The organism is Polaromonas sp. (assembly GCF_012927455.1).
Classification (GTDB): domain Bacteria; phylum Pseudomonadota; class Gammaproteobacteria; order Burkholderiales; family Burkholderiaceae_C; genus Polaromonas.
The window spans coordinates 359,190-379,953 of sequence record NZ_JABBPE010000016.1 but is presented as its reverse complement, the minus strand read 5'-3'; the positions used below and the strand labels follow the sequence as shown (position 1 = coordinate 379,953).

At 62.4% G+C, this 20,764-nt stretch carries 21 protein-coding genes; 12 read left to right on the top strand and 9 right to left on the bottom strand.

Features of this window, described 5'->3' with window-relative positions; translation table 11 throughout:
• Nucleotides 1-185: 185 nt before the first annotated feature.
• From HHJ18_RS16900 to HHJ18_RS16880, 5 genes are all read right to left on the bottom strand, one after another.
• Nucleotides 186-845 carry a response regulator transcription factor gene (locus HHJ18_RS16900; RefSeq protein WP_296917004.1) on the bottom strand — a complete coding sequence of 220 codons (660 nt, stop codon included), beginning with the start codon at nucleotides 843-845 and terminating at the stop codon, nucleotides 186-188.
• Between the two features lies 1 nt (nucleotide 846).
• Nucleotides 847-2,523, bottom strand: a complete 1,677-nt coding sequence (locus tag HHJ18_RS16895) for a PAS domain S-box protein (RefSeq protein ID WP_296917003.1) — start codon at nucleotides 2,521-2,523, stop codon at nucleotides 847-849.
• A gap of 452 nt (nucleotides 2,524-2,975) precedes the next feature.
• A complete protein-coding gene (rfaE2, locus tag HHJ18_RS16890; RefSeq protein WP_296917002.1) occupies nucleotides 2,976-3,464 on the bottom strand; it encodes a D-glycero-beta-D-manno-heptose 1-phosphate adenylyltransferase in 489 nt (162 codons plus the stop codon).
• On the bottom strand, nucleotides 3,461-4,342 hold the full coding sequence (locus tag HHJ18_RS16885) for a ferritin-like domain-containing protein (RefSeq protein ID WP_296917001.1): 882 nt from the start codon (nucleotides 4,340-4,342) through the stop codon (nucleotides 3,461-3,463). Before HHJ18_RS16885 ends, rfaE2 begins: the two co-directional genes overlap by 4 nt.
• A 176-nt stretch (nucleotides 4,343-4,518) precedes the next feature.
• Complete coding sequence (locus tag HHJ18_RS16880; RefSeq protein ID WP_296917000.1) at nucleotides 4,519-5,499, bottom strand: alpha/beta fold hydrolase; 981 nt, start codon at nucleotides 5,497-5,499, stop codon at nucleotides 4,519-4,521.
• 323 nt (nucleotides 5,500-5,822) lie between these two features.
• On the opposite strand from HHJ18_RS16880, the gene HHJ18_RS16875 reads away from it, so the two are divergent.
• From HHJ18_RS16875 to HHJ18_RS16835, 9 genes are all read left to right on the top strand, one after another.
• The gene (locus HHJ18_RS16875) at nucleotides 5,823-6,353 is read left to right on the top strand and encodes a glutathione peroxidase (protein WP_296917379.1); all 531 of its coding nucleotides are present in this window, start codon (nucleotides 5,823-5,825) and stop codon (nucleotides 6,351-6,353) included.
• Nucleotides 6,354-6,803: 450 nt separating this feature from the next.
• On the top strand, nucleotides 6,804-8,108 hold the full coding sequence (locus HHJ18_RS16870) for an FAD-dependent oxidoreductase (protein WP_296917377.1): 1,305 nt from the start codon (nucleotides 6,804-6,806) through the stop codon (nucleotides 8,106-8,108).
• Nucleotides 8,105-8,887, top strand: coding sequence for a DUF1365 domain-containing protein (locus HHJ18_RS16865; protein WP_296916999.1), 783 nt, complete (start codon nucleotides 8,105-8,107; stop codon nucleotides 8,885-8,887). Before HHJ18_RS16870 ends, HHJ18_RS16865 begins: the two co-directional genes overlap by 4 nt.
• Nucleotides 8,884-10,122: a cyclopropane-fatty-acyl-phospholipid synthase family protein gene (locus HHJ18_RS16860; protein WP_296916998.1), complete on the top strand. Its 1,239-nt coding sequence runs from the start codon at nucleotides 8,884-8,886 to the stop codon at nucleotides 10,120-10,122. Before HHJ18_RS16865 ends, HHJ18_RS16860 begins: the two co-directional genes overlap by 4 nt.
• Nucleotides 10,123-10,124: 2 nt before the next feature.
• A complete protein-coding gene (locus tag HHJ18_RS16855; RefSeq protein ID WP_296916997.1) occupies nucleotides 10,125-10,706 on the top strand; it encodes a chalcone isomerase family protein in 582 nt (193 codons plus the stop codon).
• A complete protein-coding gene (locus HHJ18_RS16850) occupies nucleotides 10,703-12,094 on the top strand; it encodes an MFS transporter (RefSeq protein WP_296916996.1) in 1,392 nt (463 codons plus the stop codon). Before HHJ18_RS16855 ends, HHJ18_RS16850 begins: the two co-directional genes overlap by 4 nt.
• On the top strand, nucleotides 12,091-12,663 hold the full coding sequence (locus HHJ18_RS16845) for a DUF3833 domain-containing protein (protein ID WP_296916995.1): 573 nt from the start codon (nucleotides 12,091-12,093) through the stop codon (nucleotides 12,661-12,663). Before HHJ18_RS16850 ends, HHJ18_RS16845 begins: the two co-directional genes overlap by 4 nt.
• A 91-nt stretch (nucleotides 12,664-12,754) precedes the next feature.
• Entirely contained in the window at nucleotides 12,755-13,525 is a 771-nt protein-coding gene (locus tag HHJ18_RS16840; protein WP_296916994.1) for an SDR family NAD(P)-dependent oxidoreductase, read from the top strand.
• A gap of 10 nt (nucleotides 13,526-13,535) precedes the next feature.
• Nucleotides 13,536-13,997, top strand: coding sequence for a nuclear transport factor 2 family protein (locus HHJ18_RS16835; protein ID WP_296916993.1), 462 nt, complete (start codon nucleotides 13,536-13,538; stop codon nucleotides 13,995-13,997).
• A 100-nt stretch (nucleotides 13,998-14,097) separates the two neighbouring features.
• Here HHJ18_RS16835 and HHJ18_RS16830 read toward each other — a convergent pair whose 3' ends face one another.
• Nucleotides 14,098-14,712: a glutathione S-transferase N-terminal domain-containing protein gene (locus HHJ18_RS16830; protein WP_296916992.1), complete on the bottom strand. Its 615-nt coding sequence runs from the start codon at nucleotides 14,710-14,712 to the stop codon at nucleotides 14,098-14,100.
• 170 nt (nucleotides 14,713-14,882) lie between these two features.
• Here HHJ18_RS16830 and purB point away from each other — a divergent pair, with 170 nt between their 5' ends.
• A complete protein-coding gene (gene purB, locus HHJ18_RS16825) occupies nucleotides 14,883-16,268 on the top strand; it encodes an adenylosuccinate lyase (RefSeq protein ID WP_296916991.1) in 1,386 nt (461 codons plus the stop codon).
• Here purB and HHJ18_RS16820 read toward each other — a convergent pair.
• From HHJ18_RS16820 to HHJ18_RS16810, 3 genes are all read right to left on the bottom strand, one after another.
• Nucleotides 16,265-16,576 (bottom strand): DUF2007 domain-containing protein, encoded by a 312-nt coding sequence (locus tag HHJ18_RS16820; protein WP_296916990.1) that lies wholly within the window; start codon nucleotides 16,574-16,576, stop codon nucleotides 16,265-16,267. The genes purB and HHJ18_RS16820 overlap by 4 nt on opposite strands.
• Nucleotides 16,577-16,714: 138 nt before the next feature.
• On the bottom strand, nucleotides 16,715-17,125 hold the full coding sequence (locus tag HHJ18_RS16815) for a DUF3717 domain-containing protein (RefSeq protein ID WP_296916989.1): 411 nt from the start codon (nucleotides 17,123-17,125) through the stop codon (nucleotides 16,715-16,717).
• Between the two features lie 65 nt (nucleotides 17,126-17,190).
• Nucleotides 17,191-18,972 carry a DUF2235 domain-containing protein gene (locus tag HHJ18_RS16810; protein WP_296916988.1) on the bottom strand — a complete coding sequence of 594 codons (1,782 nt, stop codon included), beginning with the start codon at nucleotides 18,970-18,972 and terminating at the stop codon, nucleotides 17,191-17,193.
• A 415-nt stretch (nucleotides 18,973-19,387) separates the two neighbouring features.
• Between HHJ18_RS16810 and HHJ18_RS16805 the strand changes: the two genes are divergently transcribed.
• Both HHJ18_RS16805 and HHJ18_RS16800 read left to right on the top strand, forming a co-directional pair.
• Nucleotides 19,388-20,125, top strand: a complete 738-nt coding sequence (locus tag HHJ18_RS16805) for a TerC family protein (RefSeq protein ID WP_296916987.1) — start codon at nucleotides 19,388-19,390, stop codon at nucleotides 20,123-20,125.
• Between the two features lie 65 nt (nucleotides 20,126-20,190).
• Nucleotides 20,191-20,640, top strand: coding sequence for a hypothetical protein (locus tag HHJ18_RS16800; protein ID WP_296916986.1), 450 nt, complete (start codon nucleotides 20,191-20,193; stop codon nucleotides 20,638-20,640).
• Nucleotides 20,641-20,764 lie beyond the last annotated feature (124 nt).

Below are 20,764 nucleotides of genomic sequence, written 5' to 3'. Positions count from 1 at the left end.
GGCGCGAACAAGGTAGTGAACAAGCTCGCGCAGAGGCGTTAATAGAAAAACTTGAAAAAGTTGAAGTCTTTGTGTCTGAAAAGTATTACCAAGCTTCGGCAGGCGAAGATGAGAGAGAGGCAGCGGTGATGGAGCAGTTGGAAGAAGTAATTAACGACTTGCGCTACGCGTCGTGAGGGTGCAGCCTAGTCGACCAGGTGTTGATCGAGGGCGTAGCGGGTAAATTCCGCGTTGCAGCGAAACCCCGTTTTCTCCATGATGCGCGTGCGGTAGCTGCTGACCGTCTTGACGCTGACATGCAGGCCCAATCCGATTTCGGTCAGACTCTTGCCCGTGGCGATAAGGCGAAACACCTCGAACTCGCGCTCCGACAGCCGCTCGTGCAGTGCGCCTGTGGAAACTGCGTCGAAGTGACGGGCGAGCCGTTCGGCCACACCGGGAGAAACGTATTTGCCGCCGCTGCCTGCCCGGCGAAGGGCATCGACCAGCGTGGCGGCATCCACATCTTTCATCAGATAGCCCGCTGCACCCAACTTGAGCGCCCGCACGGCAAAGACTTCTTCGGCGTACATGCTAAGCATCAGCACCGGAAGGGTTGGCTGCTCGGCCTTGATCATCTTGAGCAGCTCCAAACCTGTCTTGTCGGGCAGCGTCATGTCCGACAGCACCAGGTCGAGCGCTGTGGTTCGAACGACAGCGATCGCCGTTCTCGCATCGGCCGCTTCGGCCACCACATCGATGTCGCCGGCTTCAAGCAGCATGGTGCGCAGACCCTGTAGCACCATGGGGTGGTCGTCGACGACGAGTACGCGCAACTTACGGGACGTTGAGAGGTGTTGAATCATGTCAGTCGATGCGTAAAGTGGCGCGCAGCGTGGTGCCGCGCCCTGGTGTGCTTTCGATCGTCAATTCGCCACCGTGGCTGTGCACGCGTTCACGCATCCCCATCACTCCCCAACGCCCGACCTTGGCAAGGTCTTCACTAGACAAACCCTTGCCATCGTCAATAGTTTCCACCTCAACCAGCCCGGTAGGCAAGCGCCTGACGTTCACGATGATCGAAGTGGCCTCGGCATGCTTGACGACATTGTTCAAGGCTTCCTGGACGAGTCGGTACAGGCAGATGCCGACATCATGGGCCGGGGTCACATCCTCGAGCTCGGGTGCAATGACTACCTGGCGGCGCAGCCCGCGACGATTTGCCAGTTCCCTGGCGTACCAGTCGATGGCCCGCCACACCCCGAGGTGGTCGATCACCGGCGGCCTGAGGTCGGAGATGATGGCCCGGGTCGAACCGATGGCCGCGTCGACCGTGTCACGCACCTTTTCAATGGGGCTGGCAGGGATGCCGGGCAGTTGGCCGAGCCTGCTGATGTCGAACCGGGCCGATGTCAGCAATCCGCCGAGTTCATCATGCAATTCATGCGCAATGCGGGTGCGTTCGGCTTCGCGCACCCCCTCCTGGTGCGCTGCCAGCTGGCGCAGCCGCTGGGTGACGATGCGAAGCTGCTCGTTGGCAAACTTCAGCTGCGCGGTACGCTCTTCTACCCGCGCTTCAAGATTGGCGTTGAGTTGCAATATTTCGACTTGCGCCCGCTTGCGCTCGGTGACGTCGCGCATGCTGCCAATCAGTTGACGGCGCCCATACAGATAGAACTCGGAAATCCGCAGGTCTACCGGAAAAACCTCGCCGTCGCTGCGCTGCGCCGATATCTCGCGTTCGACCCCGGTCAGGTAGGGTTGACCGGTATCAGGATAGCGCCGCAAGTAGCTGTCAAACGCATTGCCGAATGACTCGGGCATCAGCATTTTCATGCTCTGCCCGACAACCTCGGCCGCGGCATAACCGAAGATTCTTTCGGCCGCCGGGTTAAACGACTGCACCGTTCCCCGGCCATCAATGGTGACGACCGCGTCGCCGATGGCCTGCAGGGTGACTTCTGCACGCTCCTTTTCCTGGGCCAGAGTCGCAAGGGTCAGCTTTAGCGCGCGCAGCGGGTAAACGCGTAAAACCACCAACACCAAAGCGCCCAAAAACAGGCCCAGCAAGCTCACCAGGGCCGTTTCAAGCAGCAAGGGCCGCACGTCGCGCATGATCTCGAACCGGCCGACTACCTTGCCCGAGTCCATCAGGTCGGATCTGCGCGCGATCGTCAAAGCGTTTCGGGGATCCAGGGCTTCTAAGGCTTCCACCGGTCCACGGTATTCATTGGAATCGAAGCTTTGGACAATCACCCGGCCATTGACGTCAACTACGCGGCGTGATTCAGGTAAGCCGGTGTCGTTTAAGTCCTTGATCAGTTCCTGAAGCCGTGCCTCGTCAAGCTGCCAGGATTGGGGATTGGTACTGATCAGCGCGGATAAATTGTCAGCCCTGATTTTCGCCTCGTCGTTCATGGCGGCCAGGTTGAACTGCAGGACCAGGATAAAAAAAGCCACGGGCAAGGGAAATGCAATCAAACCGGCTATGACGCTGGCCAACCGGGTGGTGGTGCGTGTCAGATTGACATTGAGTTCTTTCATGGCCGATATTTTTACTTCAGAATCGTCCGGAATGGGCTTTTTTCGATGATACGTTGCCTGGCCCGGGAGCGCGAAAGCCATAAGCTGCGGCCTTGGTAAAAGTTCATTGCATCAGGCTTGTAGAGAGGCTGCTATTGGTGTTAACACGCCCTACCCCTTTTGCGGGGGCCGCGACTTAATGGGCAGCGGGTCCGGCTCAGACCAAGAGAGTTTTGGACATGGATGTGCGCCTGAATAGGCCCTGCCATGTGGAGCACGACGGACAGTTCATACGACGAGGCGATGTGCCCGAGCCTCGTGTCGCTCCTTGGCAGTTCATCGTGCCCTAAGGATTCGACCCTTAAAAGAAACAAAATTGACTTGCAGCCCAGTAAAAACGGGCGCTAACAGCTATCAATACAGTAGCAATGTGAATGCCTGGCTGTGTTGGCGCGGCTTGCGGCCCGCAAGAACTACGGACGTTCCTGCCGGATCTTTTGCACCAGCGCCGTCGTCGAATAACCATCGACAAACGGCAGCGCCAGCGCCCGGCCGCCGTAGGCTTTGACGACCGCCGTTTCAAGCAGCGTGTCCATGTCGTAGTCGCCGCCCTTGACCAGAATATCCGGCCTGAGCGCGCTGACCAGTTGCAGCGGCGTGTCCTCGTCAAACCAGGTGACCAGGCTGACAGACTCCAGCGCCGCCATCAGCACGGCGCGGTCCTGCTGGTTGTTGAGCGGTCGGTCTGGCCCCTTGCCGAGGCGCCTGGCCGACGCATCGGTGTTGAGTGCCACCACCAGGCTGGCGCCTAACGCGCGCGCCCGCGCCAGATACGTGGCATGGCCGCAGTGCAGCACATCGAACACGCCGTTGGTGAACACCACAGGATGGGGCAGGGCCGCCACGCGCGCCGCCGCTTGCTGGCGCGCCGCGATCTTGGCAAAGAATGCTGGATCACTCATAACGCGGGCACCTTGGCGTCTGGCGCCAGGCCCGCGGCCAGCTCGCGGCTTAATTCGCGGCTTAAGGCCTTGCGGTAGCGGTTGAGTTCCTGCACGCTCTTGAAGCTCTGGTTCAGCAGCAGGCTCAGGTTGTGCAGGATGCGCTCAACCACCTTGCCTTCCCAGACTGCGTCAAACCTGATCTGCGTGTCCAGCCAATGCTCCAGCCACTCGGGATTGGGCAGTCGGCTTTGAATCGTGTCGCGCGGGAACAGGCTTTTGTTGACATGCAGATTGGTCGGATGCAGCGCCTGCGCGGTGCGGCGCGCGCTCGCCATCAGCACGCCGACCTTGCTGAAGGCGCTGCGGGCTTCATTGCCAAAATTGCCGATGGCGCGCTTCATGTAGCGCAGGTAAGCGCCGCCGTGACGCGCCTCGTCCTGGCTGAGACGGGTGTAGATCTGTTGGATCACCGGCTCGGTGTGCCATTGGCTGGCGCGGCGGTACCAGTGGTTGAGCCGGATCTCACCGCAAAAATGCAGCATCAGCGTTTCCAGTGGGGGCGCCGGCTCGAACTCGAAGCGCACCGCGTGCAGCTCCTGCTCGGTGGGCGCCAGCTCGGGCCGAAAGCGCCTGAGGTATTCCATCAGCACCAGCGCATGCTTTTGCTCTTCAAAAAACCAGATCGACATGAAGGCCGAAAAATCGCTGTCGCCCCGGTTGTCGCGCAAGAACATTTCGGTCGCCGGGAGTGCCGACCACTCGGTGATGGCGTTCATCTTGATGGTCTGTGCCTGCTCGTCGCTGAGCCTGGTCGCGTCAAAACTGGTCCAGGGAATGTCGCTGTCCATATTCCAGCGGACGGCTTCAAGCTGTTTGAACAATTCGGGGTAAAGCATGTGAACTCCTTGCAGGGCAATGCGCGAAAGAAGCGAAAGTAGCGGGATAAGCAGGATACGCAGCAAAACCGGCGCTGGATGTGCCGCCGGTTTCATCCCGGTTAGGCTGCTGATTTTAGGCGGCGAATGTGATGGCTGGTGAAGCCGGCGGCCTGAAGCCAGCGAATCCGCCGCAGTCAGTTCGCCGCGCCGTACAGCTGCGTCAACAGCAGCTGCAGGCTTGCCGTGCGTTCTGGCTCCGTCGGCTGGATGATGGCGTTTTGCTGCAGCACCTTGATCAGCTTGACCGGCGCGACGCGCTGGTCGCCGACGATCTCGACGTGGCCTGCCTTGATTTCCACGATGTTGGTGAGAGGGTCGCGGTCAATGATGGCGTTGCGCTGCTCTTCCAGGCTGAATATTTCGTCGGACTTTACGCAGGCGCCGTTTTTTGAGCGTCGGCAGCTGCCGCGCTCATCGGTCACCACCTTGAGGAAGCCGTCCACCTGCGGGTGCAAGGCGCCGGGCTGCAAGATGAAAGGCGAGTTGTAGGTAATTTCCGACCATTTGTCGCCTGTCACGATGTGGCACATGGGCGCGATCAGGCCCAGCGTGAGCAGCCGCGTGAGCGGGTTGCCGCATTGATTGGCGGACGCGATGCCGGCGAAGGGGCCAGACACGGTCACCAGGCGCAGCTTTAAATCACGGTTGCTGATCGCATCACGCCGATTGGCCACCAGTGCCTTGCGCGCGACCAGCGCACCCTGGCTGTGGCCGATGACGGTGACGCGCTTGTCCTCCATTTGTTGCCCAAGCTGGTCGAGCGCCGCGTTGAGCTGGGCCGAACTCAGCAGCATGCTGTCGCGGTCGTTGTAGGTGAAACAGGCGGTCTGCTGGCCATGAAAGGCCAGCACTTGCGCCAGCCCGCGAAACAGCCCGGATGAGCCGAAGCAGCCATGCACCAGCACGGTCACCGGCTGCTGCGTGTTGAGCGGCAAGGATCGGTTCGGGTTGTCGGTGCAAGGTCCGAGGCCGGGGATGTTCAGGCGGACGTTCGCATCGGGCAACTTGCCTTGATCGATGCTGTGCAGCTCGGCATCGATGCGGTTTGGCGTGGCACAGCCCGTCAGCAGTGCCATGGTGGCGGCTGCCAGCGCTACAGCTATGAATCTGGTCATTGCATGCTCCGGGGGAAGGGTCGAGTAAATAGCTGTATCCAGCCTCAGGGGTGCGGCCGTGAGACATTTTTTTACTATTAAGCCCTAAAAGTAATGACGCCAGCTGATTTTTTGAGAGCGCCGCGAGCGTTTGTCGCCAGCAGATGTTGGCCGCCATGTCCGCCCAGACCGGCGGGTCAGCCGCCCCTCGCGTCAGCGCCAGCGACACAAAAATGCCAGAATGAATTCCCACTTAACTGTTAGCGAGCCATGCCATGTACACCCTTGCGCCTAAACCCCTGCTGCTGATAGCGCTTTTTAGCGGCGCGGCGATGTTCGCGCCAATGGTCTGGTCGGCGACGCCCGCCACCCCTGCGGCAACCCCGCAGCCGCTCTGCCCGGCGCTGCTCAAGCAGGATGTGTTGCGCCTGCAGGACGAAAAACCGCAGTCGCTTTGCCAGTACAGCGGCAAGGTCGTGGTGGTGGTCAATACCGCCAGTTTTTGCGGTTTCACGCCGCAGTATCAGGGCCTGGAAGCGCTGCATGCCAAGTACCAGCAGCGCGGGCTGGTGGTGCTGGGCTTTCCTTCCAACGACTTTTCGCAGGAAACCGGCAGCAACAAGGAGATTGCGGATTTTTGCGAGAACACTTTTGGCGTGAAATTTCCGATGTTCACGAAAACCAGCGTGAGCGGCAAGGACGCCAGCCCCCTGTTCAAACAGCTGACCGCCAAAACCGGCGTCGCGCCAAGCTGGAACTTCTACAAATACGTGATTGCGCGCGACGGCGTGAGCGTGGTCAGTTTTGACTCCAAGGCCGACCCGAGCAGCGGCAAGTTGCTGCAGGAAATCGAGAAACAACTGGCCAAACCCTGAGCGCCATCCTGAATATAAATACTGTTCAGTAGCGTTTTTGACTAATTAGTATTTATGGCGGTATGATGCGTGCATGCAGCACCTATCGCTCCGCCAAGACGCCTCGGCCCCGCTTAAAAGAGCATCCCGTGCGGTGCGCGCTGCCCCTGCCGTCTTCCACTGGAATTGCCGGATTGACATAAGCGGTTTCCCGCTTCACAAAACTTTACTGAGCCAATCGCGAACAGGCCGGGAACTCCGGCAACGCCAGCGCGCTCATACAGGGGCTGGCGTTTTCTGCTGCAACAAGCAAGTCCAGCGAAGAAAAAGTTTCATTGTTGCGAAGCCTTCCGCACCCTCTGGGGTCGGATGCAATCTCGGGGCGCTCCTCCTCCTCCCTCCCTCCCTCGTTCGCGCCGGGGCGCTTCGCAGCATTTTTATATTCCGGGTGTCCGCATGAGCGGCGTCTCCCTGCGTGTAGCCATTGTCGGCTCCGGTATTTCCGGGCTGGCGGTCGCGCATACGCTGCAGGGTTTGGCCGAAGTCACGCTGTTTGAGGCGGGCGACTATTTCGGCGGCCACACACATACCGTAGACGTCACGCTGGCATCGCCGCAGGGTCTGGTCAGCCATGGTGTGGATACCGGCTTTCTGGTGTTCAACGAACGCACTTACCCGCAGCTCATCACGCTGTTTGCCGAACTTGGCGTGGCCACGGCTCGTTCCGACATGTCGTTTTCGGTCAAGCTGCCGAATGGTTCGGCTGGCGGAGGCCTGGAATGGGCCGGTTCCAGCCTGAACAGCGTGTTTGCCCAGCGCGGCAATCTGGCGAACTGGAAATTCCTGCGCATGCTGGCGGACATTGTTCGCTTCAACCGCATCACCACGCGGCTGGCCGTGTCGGGTGCCGACGCCGCGATGCGGCAGCCACTTGGCGAATTCCTGCGCGCCAACAAGTTCCCGGAAGAATTTTGCAACTGGTACTTCTTGCCCATGATGGGTTGCATTTGGTCGTGCCCGACCGAGCAGATGTTGCAGTTTCCGGTCGCCACCATGATCCGTTTTTGCCACAACCACGGCTTGCTGCAGGTCACCGACCGGCCGCAGTGGTGGACGGTCAAAGGTGGCGCGCGCCACTACGTTGAAAAAATCATTGCAGGCATTGCCGACAAGCGCCTGAACACGCCAGTGCGCCGGATTGAGCGTGACGCCGGCGTGGCGCGCGGCGGCGTGCGCGTGTTCAGCGACGGCGGCGTCGAGCACTTTGACAAGGTGGTTCTGGCCGCGCACTCCGACCAATCTCTGGCGCTGTTGCCCGGCGCCAGCCCGACCGAACGCGCGCTGCTGGGCGCCATTTCTTACCAGCCCAATCGCGCCGTGCTGCACACCGATGCCACGGTACTGCCGCAAAAAAAGCTCGCCTGGGCAGCCTGGAATTACGAGCGAAACGCGCCCAGCGCCAGCGAACCGGCACGCGTCTGCCTTCACTACCTGCTTAACCTGCTGCAGCCGCTGCCGTTCGCCCAGCCGCTGCTGGTGTCCCTGAATCCGGCACGCGAGATCGCGCGTAAGCACATCATGGGCGAATTCAACTATATGCATCCGGTGTTTGATGTGGCGGCGTTGCAGGCGCAAAAACAGCTGCCGCAACTGCAGGGCTTGCAGCACAGCTATTTTTGCGGCGCCTGGACCGGCTATGGCTTTCACGAGGACGGCCTGAAATCGGGCCTTCAGGCAGCGCGGCTGCTGGTCAAAGATGCGGAGGCGGCCCTATGAACCCGGGCGTGCAGCCAGCGCAGGCGCTGATCGGCTTTGGCCAGGTGCGGCACACGCGGCTGCGCCCGGCGCATAACGCCTTCAACTACCCCACCTATTTTTTAATGCTGCCGATGCGCAGCCTGCACCAGCACGGCAGCGGCGCGTTGGCGCACAACCGGCGCGGCGCGCTGAGCTTTTTCGACAAAGACCACGGCGACGGCGGCGACAACGCTGTCGCCTGGCTGGACGCCCTGCTGCTGCGCGAAGGCGTGGAAGATGCCAGCGGCGAGGTCTGGCTGCATACCTACCCGCGCGTGCTGGGATATACCTTCAAGCCGGTGAGCTTCTGGTACTGCCATCGGGCCGACGGCAACTTGCGCGCCATTGTGGTGGAGGTCAACAACACCTTTGGCGAGCGCCATTGCTACCTGATTGATCCCCCGCAAGGGATCGACTATGGGCAGGAGCTGAAAGCCGACAAGGTGTTTCATGTCTCGCCGTTTTGCACGCTGGAGGGCGGCTACCGCTTTCGCTTTATGCGCACCAGCCACGACGGTATCGATAAAACCGTGGCCCGCGTCGATTACGACGATGCTGACGGTCCGCTGCTGGAAACCAGCGTCAGCGGCACGCTGGAGCCGATCAGCGCCGCCAGCCTTCGCAAGGCCTTGTGGGGCTACCCGGCCATGACGCTGGGCGTGATGGCGCGCATTCACTGGCAGGCCGTCAAGCTCTGGCGCAAACGCGTGCCTTTTGTCCGAAAACCCAAGCCCTCCGAACCCTTTGTGACGCGATGAACATATTCCCCTCCTCTTCCCTGACCCAGCCGTTTGCCATTCCAGGCGATGCGCCAGGCGCTGCGCGCACCGCCCTGAAGATGCTGCTGCGCCTAAAGCATGGCACGCTGACCGTTCAGTTTCCGGATGGCTCGTTGCAGCGTTTCGGATCGGGCGGCGCGCCCATGGCCAGCTTGCACCTGCACAACTGGAAGCCGTGCAGCGCGGCGCTGCGCTCCGGCGACATCGGCTTTGCCGAAAGCTTCATCGCCGGCGACTGGAGCTCGCCGCATCTGAGCGACCTGCTGCAAGTCTTCATCGTCAACCGCCAGGAAGTCGAAAATGCGATTTACGGCAGCTGGCTGGGCCGCCTGGGCTACCGCATCAAGCATCTGCTGAACCGCAACACCAAGGCCAACAGCCAGAAGAACATCCACGCGCATTACGACCTCGGCAATGCCTTTTACGCGCTCTGGCTGGACGGCACGATGAACTATTCGTCGGCGATTTTCCAGTGGCCCGAAACCACCATGGCACAAGGCCAGCAGGCCAAGGTCGCGCGCGCGCTCAGCATGGCGCGGGTGCGGCCGGGCGACCGCGTGCTGGAGATCGGCTGCGGCTGGGGTGCGCTGGCCGAGATGGCGACGACAGAGTTCGGCGCGTCCATCGTTGGCGTCACGCTGAGCACCGAGCAGCTGGACTGGGCCAAGGCGCGCATGGCCGATCTGGGTGCTGCCGACAAGGCCGATCTGCGCCTGCAGGACTACCGCGACATTGGCAAGACCACGTCAGATGCGCCCTTTGACGCGATCTGCTCGATCGAAATGGTCGAGGCCGTGGGCCGTGAATACTGGCCCGAGTATTTCCAGACCGTGGCGCGCCTGCTCAAGCCCGGCGGCCATGCCTGCATTCAAAGCATCGTGATTGCCGACGAGCTGTTCGAGCGCTACGTCCGCTCTACCGACTTCATCCAGCAGTACATCTTTCCGGGCGGCTGCCTGCCCTGTCCGAGCGAGTTTCGGGCGCAGGCGGCGGCGGCCGGTTTTGACGTGGTGGACGAGTTTTCGTTTGGTCAGGACTACGCGCGCACCCTGCGAATTTGGCGCGACGAATTTCTGGCGCAAGAGTCACGGGTGCTCCAACTCGGGTTTGACAAGAGGTTCATACGCATATGGGAGTTCTATCTGTCTTATTGCGAGGCCGCCTTTGTGCAGGCCAACACCAGCGTGATGCAGTTCACGCTGCGCAAACGTTGAGCATGAAGCTGCGGCGTATGCTGGTCGCTGCGGTTGCCGGTTTGCTGTGCGCGGGCGCCGTGCTGGCGCAGGGTGGTGAGACGCCAGCGGCGGAGCCGGGCGTCGCTGTGGTCCGGCCCGAATTGAAGGACGCGCTGCCGCAAAGCCAGCTCATCGGCAAGGGGCGCCTGACGATCTGGGGCTTTCAGGTCTATGACGCGCGGCTTTGGGCGCCGGCCGGTTTTGCCGCAGGCAGTTACGCCACCCAGCCGCTGGCACTTGAACTGGCTTACCTGCGCGACTTTGAGGCCAAGGACGTGGCCGAGCGCTCTCTTCAAGAAATGCGGCGCAGCCAAGCCATCAGCGAAGCGCAGGCAGCCCGCTGGCGCGCCGGGCTGCTGCGCGTGATTCCGAATGTCAGCCGGGGCGACCGAATTTTGGGCCTACACCGGCCCGGCGTCGGTGCGGCGTTCTGGGTTAACGGCAAAGTCACCGGCGAAATTCGCGATGCCGAATTCGCACGCCTGTTTTTTGGCATCTGGCTGTCACCGCAAACCTCTGAGCCTAAATTGCGCGATGCTTTGTTGGCAGGGGCAGGACCATGACGCTGCAGGCCCTTCACGCCAAGCCGCCAAGCACGCCGCCTACCCGACCGGTAGAGGCGCTGGCGACCCGCACGGACGCGTTTTCGGCGCGCAACGGCGTCGCTTACGGTCTGCTTGGCCTGCCGCTGGCCTTCGTGGCGCTGCCGCTTTACGTCATTTTGCCGAATCACTATGCGCGCGCATTTGGCGTGCCGCTGGCCACGCTGGGTGCGATTTTGCTGGGCACCCGGCTTTTCGACGCGCTGATTGATCCACTGCTGGGCCGCCTGATTGACCGTATGTTTGCCCGTTCGGCTGCAGCAGTGCTGACGCTGGGCGCTGCCGCCGCGCTGCTGCTGGCGCTCGGTTTTACCCTGCTGTTTTTCCCGCCGCTGCTGCTGCAAACCGCGCCCACAGCGCTGGTGGCCTGGGCCAGTGCCATGCTGGTGCTAACTTACGCGGCCTACAGCACGCTCAGTGTGTCGCACCAGTCCTGGGGCGCGATGCTGGGCGGCAACGAGGCGCAGCGCAGCCGCATTGTGGCGTGGCGCGAAGGACTCGGCCTGTTTGGCGTCGTGTTGGCGTCGATTACGCCGGTGGTCCTTGGCCTGCCTGCCACAACAGCTATTTTTTTTATAGCATTGACGCTCGGCTGGCTGGCCTGGCGGCGCGCCCCCCGGCCGTCCCACCAGACGGCCAATCAGACTGGCCACGCCAGCCAGCCGTGCGGCAGCGCGGCCGACAAAGGGGCTCAAAAAAGCCCAATTTGGCGGCCTTTCAGCATCAGCGCCTTTCGCCGCCTGCTGGCGGTTTTCCTGCTCAACGGCATTGCCAGCGCGGTGCCGGCCACGCTGGTGCTGTTCTTCATTCAGGACCGCCTGCAGGCGCCGTCCGCGCTGGAGCCGCTGTTTCTGGGCAGCTATTTCCTGTGCGCCGCGCTGTCGATTCCGCTCTGGCTGGCCGTCGTCAGGCGTATCGGGCTGGCGCGCGCCTGGCTGACCGGCATGGTGCTGGCGATTGCCGTGTTTGGCTGGGCGGCGCAACTGCAGGCCGGGCAAACGCTGGCCTTTGCCGTGGTCTGTGCGCTGTCGGGCGTGGCGCTGGGCGCCGACCTGGCGCTCCCCGGTGCGTTGCTGGCCGGCGTGATCCAGGCCAGCGGCCAATCCGGACGCGCGGAAGGCGCCTTCTTTGGCTGGTGGAATTTTGCCACCAAGCTGAACCTGGCATTGGCCGCGGGGCTGGCACTGCCGCTGTTGGGCCTGTTCGGCTACGCCCCCGGCGTGCGCGATGCGGCCGCGCTCAGCGCGCTAGTGGTGGCTTACTGCGTGCTGCCCTGCCTGCTCAAGCTGGCGGCGGCCGCGGCAGCTTACTTTTTCATCATCAAACAACCCGAAGGCTTTAGCCCATGAACCACTTCACGCAACGCCGCCGCATCACAGGGGCCTCGCTGCTGCTGTCTGCTGCACTTTCGCTGGCGCTGTTGGCCGGCTGCGCCAGCCCGCAAGTCAGCGACTACGCGGCCGAGCAACCGCAACTGGACCTGCGCCAGTATTTCAACGGCACGCTGGACGCCTACGGCCTCTTTACCGACCGCTCGGGCAAGGTGGTCAAGCGCTTTAGCGTCGTCATGAAGTGCCGCTGGGAAGGCCCGCCCGGCCTGGAGACCGGCGTGCTCGACGAGGACTTCACCTACTCAGACGGCAGCAAGCAGCGCCGCGTCTGGACCCTCAAGCGCACGGCCGACGGGCGTTACACGGGAACCGCAGACGACGTGCTGGGCGTGGCCGCCGGCGAGGAAAAAGGTAACGCTTTTCGCTGGGCTTACACGCTGAAGTTGCCGGTGGACGGAAAAGTCATTGAGGTGCAATTCGACGACTGGATGTACCTGATGAGCGGTCAGGTGATGCTCAACAAGGCGCAGATGAGCAAGTTTGGTTTCAAGCTGGGCGAGGTCACGCTGAGTTTCGTGAAACGTTAGCCAACTCGCCATTTATTCATCAAATATGCCTCTGGCCCAATAGATACGGGCGCAAGCAGCTATTAATTCCATAGCAAAACAAGTTATACACATGTCCCTCAATCCTCCCCTAGCCGACTGGCATGGCAAAACCGTCTGGCTTGTTGGTGCCTCCAGCGGCATCGGCCAGGCCACCGCCCGGGCGCTGCATGCGCAAGGCGCCCAAGTGTTCGTGTCGGCGCGCAACGCCGGCGCGCTCGCCGTTTTTGCCGCCGCGCACCCGGGTGCGCAAGCGCTGCCGCTCGACGTGACCGACCGCATTGCCGTGCGTGCGGCGGCGCAAACCGTGCTTGCCGCCGGCCCGCTCGATCTGGTGCTGTATTGCGCCGGCTATTACAAGGAAATGCGCGCCACCGCCTTCGACCTGGCCGAAATGCTGAAGCACAACGAGGTCAACTACCTGGGCGCGCTGAACGTGCTGGATGCGTTGCTGCCCAGTCTGCTGGCGCGCCGGGCCGGCCATATCAGTCTGATCAGCAGTGTGGCTGGCTACGGCGGCCTGCCGCAAAGCCTGGGTTACGGGCCGACCAAGGCGGCCTTGATCAATCTGGCCGAAACGCTGTACCTGGACCTGCAGGCCAGCGGCATTGGCGTCAGCCTGATCTGCCCGGGTTTTGTCGAAACGCCGCTAACGGCGCACAACAGCTTCAGCATGCCGGCGTTGATCACGCCCGAACAGGCCGCCGCTGAAATTTTGGCGGGCTGGCGCCACGGGCGCTTTGAAATTCACTTTCCCAAGCGCTTTACCCGTTGGCTCAAGGCCTTGCGCCTGTTGCCTTACGGCGGGTATTTTGCGGCCGTGCGAAAAGTGACCGCCTTGTGAACGCCAAACCATGAACTCAGCGATGAAGCCTGCACCGGCGCCGCAGCACGCCACGGCGGAGCGCCTGATTGATTTTTTTGAAACGCTGTCGCCGGCCAGCCTGGAGCGGCTGGAGACTTTCTACACGCCGCGCGCCTACTTCAAGGACCCCTTCAACGAGGTGCGCAGCGTGGTCGAGCTGCGCCGCATTTTCAGCCACATGTACCAGACGCTGGAGCAGCCACGCTTTGTCGTGACCGAGCGCATCGTCGATGGCGGTCAATGTTTTTTGACCTGGAACTTTGAGTTTCGCTTCAAGCGCTTTGCGCGCACCCAGTTGCAAACCGTGCGCGGCGGCTCGCACCTAAAATTTGGTGCCGACGGCCGGGTTTATTTTCACCGCGACTACTGGGATGCGGCCGAAGAGTTGTATGAAAAGCTGCCGCTGGTCGGGGGCGTGATGCGCTGGCTGAAAAAACGCGCGCGGGCCTGAGTGGGCGTAAGCGGGTGAAAGCGGGGGCGCTGCACGCTATAGTTCTAATAGCTATTCGCGCCCGCCAGCATTGGGCTTAGAGCGATTTTATTGCCGAAAATCAGGCCGCAATAGTTTCCACAAAGCTGGCGCGTTTGATCAGCTTTTCCTGCAGCCTGGCCAGGTTCGGATAGCTTTCGCGCCAGTTGATCTGGGAAAAGCGCAGGTCCAGGTAACCCAGCGCGCAGCCCACCGCCACATCGGACAGGCTGAAGTGAACGCCGCTGCAAAACGGCTTTTCGGCCAGGCCGGTGCTCATGGCCTTGAGCGCGTCGTCGATCTTGCCCATCTGGCGCGCTATCCACGCGGCACTGCGCTGCTGCTCGGTGCGGCCAGCCCAGGTGGCTTCCAGCCGGGCCAAAATGGCCGCATCAAGCAAGCCGTCGCCCAGCGCTTCCCAGGTCTTGACCTCGGCGCGCTCGCGGCCCTGCGCCGGAATCAGCTTGCCGACGGGTGACAGCGTGTCCAGGTATTCAACGATGACGCGCGAGTCAAACACCGCCTCACCGCCCTCCATCACCAGACAAGGCACCTTGCCCAAGGGGTTGGCGGCGACGATCGCGCTGTCGGCGGCCCAGACATCTTCCAGCACCCACTGGTAGTCAAGTTTTTTCTCGGCCATCACGATGCGCACCTTGCGTACGTAGGGACTGGTGATGGAGCCGATGAGTTTCATGATGGATGCGGTAAAGAGGGAAAGTGAGCCGGACGAAGTTCATTCTAGCGAGTAAGCTCCAATTTCGGCGAAAGCGGCCAAAAGCAAGGCGCTGGCGGCCCCTTTTTTGAGCGCCCGCTGGCCCGCGCGCCGCCGGTCCGCCAAGGTCAGCACCGGCCTACAATCTGTTGATGAGCTACTCCCCCCTCAACGCCTTGTCCCCGCTGGACGGCCGCTATGCCGGCAAATTGAATCAGCTGCGGCCCCTGATGTCCGAGCAGGGCTATATGCACCGACGGGTGCAGGTGGAAGTGGCCTGGTTTATTTCGCTGTCAGACGCCCAATTCGCCGAGTTCAAGCCGCTCAGCCCGGGCGCCCGTACGTATTTGCTGGGACTGGTCAAGAATTTCTCGGGTACCGACGCGGCCGCGATCAAGGAAATCGAGAAAACCACCAACCACGACGTCAAAGCCGTCGAGTACTGGATCAAGTCAAAATTCGAAGCACGGCCGGAGTTGCAAGCCGCCGGCGAATTCGTGCACTTTGCCTGCACCAGCGAAGACATCAACAACACCAGCCATGCGCTGCAGCTCAAAAGCAGCCGCGAGCAGGTGTTGCTGCCCGCGCTCGACAAGCTGGTTGCGCAGTTGCGCGAGATGGCGCTGGCGCATGCCGACGAGCCCATGCTCAGCCGCACCCACGGCCAGACCGCCAGCCCGACCACGGTGGGCAAAGAAATTGCCAACGTCGTGGTGCGGCTGAACAACGCGCGCGAGAAAATTGCTGGCGTCCAGCTGATGGCCAAAATGAATGGCGCGGTGGGCAACTTCAACGCGCACCTGGCGGCTTGGCCCGATTTTGACTGGGAGGGTTTCAGCCGCCATGTGATCGAAACGCCCGAGCCGCTCGGCCTGGGCCTGACCTTTCAGCCCTACAGCATACAAATCGAGCCGCACGACTACATGGCCGAGCTGTTTGATGCGGTAGCCCGCTGCAACACCATCCTGATTGATTTCGCGCGCGACGTCTGGGGCTATGTCAGCGTCGGTTACTTCAAGCAGCGCCTGAAGGACGGCGAAATCGGCTCGTCGACCATGCCGCACAAGGTCAACCCGATCGACTTTGAAAACGCCGAAGGCAACCTCGGCCTGGCTAATGCGCTGCTGCGCCACATGAGCGAGAAACTGCCGATCAGCCGCTGGCAGCGCGACCTCACCGATTCGACCGTGCTGCGCAACATGGGCGTGGCTTTGGGCTACGCCGTGCTGGCGTACAACGCCATGAGCGTGGGACTGAACAAGCTCGAACTCAATCGCGAAATCCTGCAGGACGACCTGAACACCTCGTGGGAAGTGCTGGCCGAACCGATACAGACGGTGATGCGCCGCTACGGCGTGCAGGGCGCTTATGAAAAACTCAAGGAAGTGACGCGCGGCAAAATCGTGACCGCCGAGGCGCTGCACGGGCTGATCCGCTCGCTGGAAATTCCCGAGCCGGAAAAGCAGCGCCTGCTCGCCATGACGCCAGCCAGCTACACCGGCATGGCGGCCGAACTGGCCAAACGGATTAAAAACTAAGCCGGACCCGCAGGCATGTCTGCGCCGCAGCGCCAGCACTGCTCAAAGCCGCCTTCCACCGTTTCGCCGCAAGCGCACAGCCAATGCCGCTGCGGCAGGTGCTGCAGCGCATACAGCAGGGCGCGTGCGCCGCTCTCGTCTTCATCGCGCGTCAACCAGATCTCGGGCAGGCATTGGTCGGGCGGCAACTGGCCGGCGACGCTGCCCAGATAGTAGCGCTGCACGCTGGCGCTAAAACCAGCTTGCTGCAAGGCATCGGCCCAGAGCGCGGCAATGGCGATGTTGGGGGCGCGGGTCAGTCGGAGCATGCTTTCAGTGTAGCCAGATTGGTGCCAAAGCACTACCGAAGTACTATTAAATTGATAGCTGTTTGCGCCCAATTTTATTAGGCTGGAGGCCTGTAAGACCATTTTTAGGGTGGGACCGGGCGGGCCGGCGAGAGCCCGCTAGTTGCGTTCCAGCGCGCGTTCGGCGTAGCGGCCAAAGCGCCACGCCGTCGCTTCCAGCGTGATGCGCCGCCAGGTCGCGCGTTTTTCGGCCGGGCTCATTTCAAGCCAGTGCTGCACTTCGGCAAAACTGCGGCCACAGCCCTTGCACAGTGCGTCTCCCTGGCTGGTCGAGCAGATGGCGATGCACGGCGTGTCGGCCGTGCTGTCGTACCAGGCCTGCCAGGCAGCCAGTGCCTCAGCCGGAAAGCGCGTCTCGTCGACCTCATCCGCATGCTGAAAAACCAGCAGGGCGTAGACCTCGGCCAGCGCGCGCAACTCGGGCGCCAGCGTCACGCCGTCTGGCGAGGGCTTCTTGCCGCGCCAGTAGTTGATGGCGGCTTCAATGTCGATGATGTGGATGCCGGACATGGAAAAAGGAGCAGACAAAAACAGGTTGAAGGATGCAGTTTTGGGGTCAGCACATGGGCCTGCAATTATCGGGCAGACGGTGCATCACCGGGGCCGGAGCCTGAGCCGGTTCCAGTGCCAGATCGGGTACGCGCGGCCAGCGCCAGCTGCTTGCGCACGCCCCAGCCGAACAGCACCGCACAGCCGATCAACCCGAGCCAGCTTGCCAGCGCGGCCACACTTATGGCCAGGCCGAGCAGCGGCTCGGCGCTGGCCAGCAACGGCCAGGGAAACAGCCACAGCAGCGCCAGCGTCAGCAGGCTGCTGGCCGCATCGCCCAGCACCGCCAGCATGGCGCTCAGGCCCAGCAGGTTGAGCCAGCGCGTTGGCGGCTGCGCCGCGCGGCGTACGCCGGCGATGCGGGCAAAGGCCCAGGTCACCGCGCGCGCCAGCAGGTAGCCATAAGCGACGCTCAGGCCCAGGTTAACCAGCACGGCGCGCGCCACGCTGCCAACTGGTTGCGACAGCGTGGCCAGCGGATAAAGCAGGCTGAAGGCCCAGGCCAGTTGCCAGCCCGCCAGCGCCAGTTTGGCCGCCGCCACCTCCCCCAAATCCTGGCCGAGCGCCAGCAGGCACTGCCCCAGCGTCATGCGCTCGGGCGCGATAGTGCCGTGCAGCAGGCCGCCGGCCAGCAACCACAGCGCGATGACCAGCAGCGCTGCCACCAGCAAGCCGGTGGGCGGGCGCGGCCGGGCCCACACCGTGTCGGCTGGAAAGCGCAGGCCAAGGGTCGCCACCGACGGGTGCTCCAGCGGCACCACGGCCAGCGCTTTGCCCGCATCGAGCACGACCTGCGGGTCGCGCTGCCGCAGTCCGGCCAGTGCCCACCAAGGCGTGTTGTAGGTGGCGCTGTGCACGCGCGGCCGCGGTTCCAACGTGCTGGCCGTGCCCCGCTTGGCGCCAGCCAGCGCCGCCAGCACGGCGGCGCGGTCCAGTCCGCCCTGGCCGTCCAGCAGATCGGCGCGCAGCCGCAGCTGGCAGTGCATGGCCTCTTGCAGCAGCCACAGCAGCGCCTCGTTGGACAGCAGCGCCTGCCGCGCCGCGTAGCCGCCGCCGACGTCGCAGTGCGCGCCCGAGAACCATTGCTGGTCTATGCTTTGCCCGCTGGCGGCGTAGTCGTGCTGCGGGTCTATGTAGTAGGGGCGCGGCTCGAAGGCGCGGCGGTATTCGTCCAGCGCCAGCGCCTGGCGCACATGCGTGAAGCGCTTGCCGACAATCGTCGGCGAGGCGGTGATGCTGCGGCTGAGCAGCGGCGCGCCGACCGACGACACGGTGTCCCAGACGCCGACGAACCAGACCGGCGTGGCGCGGGTCTCGCCGGAGGCAAAGAGCCGGCTGATCTGGTCGCGAATGGCCGTGTACTTGGCGCCGCCGCGCTGGCGGTCCGAAAAATAGACGTGCAGCAGCGTTGTCACCAGGCCTTCCATTTCGGGGCGCAGCAGGCCGAACTGCGTGACCAGCCCGCCTATGGAGCGCGCGGTGAACGCACCGCGCGAAAAGCCCCACAGAAAAATCTGGTCGCCCGGCTGGTAATAACGCATCAGGAACAGATAGGCCTCGGCAATGTTCTGGTACACGCCCTTGCCAAAGGCCAGCCCGTGCAGCCGCTCGTAGCGGCGGCTGATCCTGTCTGTCAGCGAGGCGGCCGGCAACTCGCCCGGGTTGCCTACGCCCGGGTCGTAGTACAGCTGCTGGCCCAACTCGTCCGGTGCCAGCAGGTCGCACAGCTTGGTGACGTTGCTATCGTTGGCGCGGCCGGTCAGGGTGTTGTTGGTGCCGTCGCAACAAATGATCAATTGCCTGGTCATGGATTGCCTCCTGCGCCGGTGGCGGCGAGCCCTAACGATAGTCGTTGCGCGGCGCGCTGTCATCCCCCAACCCGACCGGGCCGCGCCGTAGGGCATTTGCAAAAATTTCTGTTCTGGCGTTAAATGCCTATTACGAAGGGGAGTAACTCCCTCGTTTTGCTGATTTTTTTATAATAGACACCACAGCAAAATCGCTTCGGCAAGTCGTCAATACGAAGCTCACGCTTCCGGCTTGCTGGGTATGTAGCGACACTGCATATCGAGCCAGACCTTCGATTGAAACCTGAACAGGTTTGATCGAGGCGTTGGCTGGCATTTTCCTATCAGCAGCTTCCTTCCAATCTGTCCGGCTTCATCAATTGGGGAAATCCGCGCGCCGGATTTCCAGGTCGAAACTTGATACGGAGTGTGAAAATTGGAACTATTTACAGCCCCCTGGTGGTCCGCCCTGCTGGCGATCATCCTCATTGATCTGGTATTGGCCGGTGACAACGCCATTGTGATTGCGCTGGCGGCTCGCAACCTGCCGCCGCATCTGCAAAAGAGAGCCATTGCCTGGGGCGCCGCCGGCGCCATCGTGGTGCGCTCCATCATGACGGTGGGTGTGGTCTGGCTGCTTAAGATTCCTGGTTTGATGCTGGTTGGCGGCCTGGGTCTATTGTGGATTGCCTACCGGCTGCTGGCCGACACCGACGACAAGTCGCACGACAGCCCGATGGTCAGCACCTTCTGGGGCGCCATGAAAACCATCGTTGTGGCCGACGCGCTGATGGGCATTGACAACGTCCTGGGCGTGGCGGGCGCCGCGCATGGCGCGTTCGACCTGGTCATCATCGGACTGCTGGTGAGCGTTCCCATCGTGGTGTTTGGCAGCACGCTTGTGCTCAAACTGGTCGAGCGTTTCCCCATCATCATCAAGCTGGGCGCTGCCGTGCTGGCTTTTACCGCCGCCAAAATGATTGTCGGCGAGCGTCTGCTCGACCCGCTTTACGGCGGCCCCGGTGCCTTGCCCAATTGGGACAGCCTGCAGGCGGCGGCCGAATGGGCAACCTACACGCTGGCGGTGGCCGGCGTGCTGGGCGCGGGCTGGTGGGCCAGCCGACGGGCCAGCTCCAGCGCTCGTAAAAATCATGCGCAGATCATCGAAAACTGATGACGCAGCCACCCTGCTTTGCCCCGCCAAACTTCTAAAACTTTTTATAACGCCAGGAGAACCTTATGGACAACATCATTGTGTACGTTGACGACTCGGCCTACGCCAAACAGTTGCTGCAGCCCATGCTGACCCTGGGCGATGCGCGCAGCCCGACGCGCTGGATTGTTGTGGGTTGCGCGCCACGCGTGACGCACCATGTCAGCAAGTGGGTTACCCACAGTGCGCGGCAAAGTTGGCGCGGCAAATGGGCCGACAAGGTCTTTTCGCAGCTGACGCTGCTGCTGCAGCAGGACGGTGACAGCGTGGTGACGCAGCTGGCGCAAAGCCACTTGTGCGATCAGACCGAATCGCTGGCCAAGACCTACGGAGTGGCGCGGGTGCTGGATGCACGCCGCCCCAAGTTTGGCCAGGACCTGCAGCCGGTGACGCCGACGCAGGCGCAGCAGCACCATGGCGTGTTGGGCTACGCCGCAGCGCTGGCCAGCGCGGGGCTGCTGGTGGCGACAGACTAAAAAGCAGGGTCCCACGCTTTTCGCTGCGCGTAATGCGCTGCCCGCCGAGGGACCAGCCCGTTTTGGGGCGGCCCGGTGGTGTGCTTTCGGCCCCACACTTTTCGCTGGAGGGATGCAAGCCGGC